The 2,462-nt window shown below is 74.4% G+C and carries 1 protein-coding gene; it reads left to right on the top strand.

All coding sequences use genetic code 11. The features are described 5' to 3' along the window. Positions 1-134 precede the first annotated feature (134 nt). The gene (locus AN218_RS22065) at positions 135-2,285 is read left to right on the top strand and encodes an MMPL family transporter (RefSeq protein ID WP_070018632.1); all 2,151 of its coding nucleotides are present in this window, start codon (positions 135-137) and stop codon (positions 2,283-2,285) included. Positions 2,286-2,462: the final 177 nt, after the last annotated feature.

Below are 2,462 nucleotides of genomic sequence, written 5' to 3' on the forward strand. Positions count from 1 at the left end.
GGCCGGCACCGTACGGTCCGGCCCTTGGCCGCGGCCCCAACCGGCCGCCGGGCGGGGCCCGTTCAGGGTCGTCGCCGCGCGCTCGCGTCCGTCCACCGCCCGGCCCCCGGCCCCAGCCCACGAGGAACGCACAGATGCCGTCCGCCCACCGCGTCACCCGCTGGATCACCCCGGTCGTGCTGCTGCTGGTCTGGCTGCTGCTCGGCGGGCTGCTGGGCCCGTACGCCGGGAAGCTCGGCGACGTCGCCACCAACGACCAGTCCGCCTTTCTGCCGCGCAGCGCCGAATCCACCCAAGTCGTCGACGCGCAGAAGCACTTCCAGCAGGCCGACACGGTGCCCGCGGTCGTCGTCTGGACGGCGCGCGAGGGGACGCTCGGCGCACCGCAGCGCGCTGAGGCAGACCGCGCGCTCGCCTCCCTCGAGGGCCGCTTCGGCATCGCGGGTCGGCCCTCGCCCGCCGTACCCAGCAAGGACCGCACGGCACTTCAGGGTGCGGTGCCGGTACGCGCCGACCTCGACGAGCGGCTGCCGGACGTGCTGGGCGACGTACGCGACGCCGCCGGCCGCGTCCACGGCGCGAAGGTCCAGCTCGCGGGACCGGCGGCGACGCAGGCCGATCTCTCCGACGCGTTCGCGGGGATCGACGGCATCCTGCTCGTCGTCGCGCTCGTGGTGGTGCTGCTGATCCTGCTGCTGGTCTACCGCAGCGTCGTGCTGCCCGTCGTCATCATCCTCGGAGCGGTCTTCGCGCTCTCGCTGGCCTGTGCCGTGGTCTACGAACTCGCCCTGGACGGTGCCGTACGCGTCGACGGCCAGGTGCAGGGCATCCTGTCGATCCTGGTCATCGGGGCGTCGACCGACTACGCCCTGCTGCTCGCCGCGCGCTACCGGGAGGAACTGGCCGTCAGGGGCGACCGGTTCGGCGCGATGCGCCCGGCGCTGCGGCGCTCCGCGGGCGCGGTCTCGGCGAGCGCCGCGACCGTCGCGCTGGGGCTGCTCGCGCTGCTGCTGAGCGATCTGACGAACAACAGGGCGCTCGGGCCGGTCGGCGCCATCGGCATCGTCTGCGCCGTCGTCAGCACCTTCACCTTCCTTCCGGCGGCGCTCGTACTGCTCGGACGCGCCGCCTACTGGCCCGCGCGCCCCAAGCCGCCCGTGGAGCACGGGAGTTCGGGCGAGAACGAGGGGGCGGGGGCGGACGCGGGGGCCGGCGACGGCGGGGCCGCTGCCGCCGCCGGTCCCGGAGCGGGCCTCTGGGGCCGAGTCGCCGCCCTCGTCGACCGTGCCCCACGCCGTATCTGGGCGGTGACGCTGGCGGCGCTGATCGCCTGCGCCGCCTTCGCGCCGCGGCTGGACTCGCACGGGGTGCCGACCGACGAACTGTTCGTCAAGGACGTGCCGTCCGTCGCCGCACAGCGCACCCTCGACCGGCACTTCCCCGGCGGCTCCGGCAACCCGGCCGTGATCGTCGCCGACGCGGACAAGGCCCGCGCGGTCACCGAGGCCGCCTCCCGTACGGACGGCGTCGACCGGGCCGTGCCGCTGACCCGTACGGGACGGCCGGGCCAGGGGCCGCCGCTGGTCGAGGACGGACGTGTACTCATCGACGCCACGCTCGCCGCGGGAGCCGCGAGCGACGAGGCGAAGCGGACCGTGGAGCGCCTGCGGACGTCCGTGCACGCCGTACCCGGAGCGCATGCGCTGGTCGGCGGTTACACCGCGCAGCAACGCGACATCCAGACGACCGCCGAGGACGACCGGAAGCTGATCGTGCCCGTGGTGCTGGCGATCATCCTGGTGATCCTCGCGGCGCTGCTGCGTGCGCTGGTGATTCCGGTGCTGCTGGTGGCGACGGTCGCGCTCACCTTCCTCGCGACGCTCGGCGTCTCCGCGCTCGTCTTCGGGCATCTGCTGGGCTTCGACGGCACCGACGCCTCCGTACCGCTCTACGGCTTCGTCTTCCTCGTGGCCCTCGGCGTGGACTACAACATCTTCCTGCTCACGCGCGTACGCGAGGAGACCGTCGCGCACGGCACCCGCGCCGGCATCCGCAGGGGGCTGACCGCGACGGGCGGCGTGATCACCTCGGCGGGCGTCGTACTGGCCGCGACCTTCGCGGCGCTGGTGGTGATCCCGCTCTCCTTCCTCGTCCAGATCGCGTTCATCGTCGCGTTCGGGGTGCTGCTGGACACGCTCGTCGTCCGCTCGCTGCTGGTGCCCGCGCTCGCGCGCGACATCGGTCCGGCGGTGTGGTGGCCCGGCGCGCTGCGCCGCCGCGGCTGAGCGCCGCGCGCGTGGTGAGCTGTCACCGGGCTCCGCGCCCTGTCCCCGTGCGCCCGCGCCGCCGGGGCCGCCCGCACCACAGGAAGGACAGCCCGATGAGCGTCTCCGTCGCCCTGTTCACCGCGAATCTGCGGCTGCACGACAACCCGGTGCTGAGCGCCGCGCTCGACGGCGCGG

This window comes from Streptomyces nanshensis (genome assembly GCF_001751255.1).
Taxonomy (GTDB): domain Bacteria; phylum Actinomycetota; class Actinomycetes; order Streptomycetales; family Streptomycetaceae; genus Streptomyces; species Streptomyces nanshensis_A.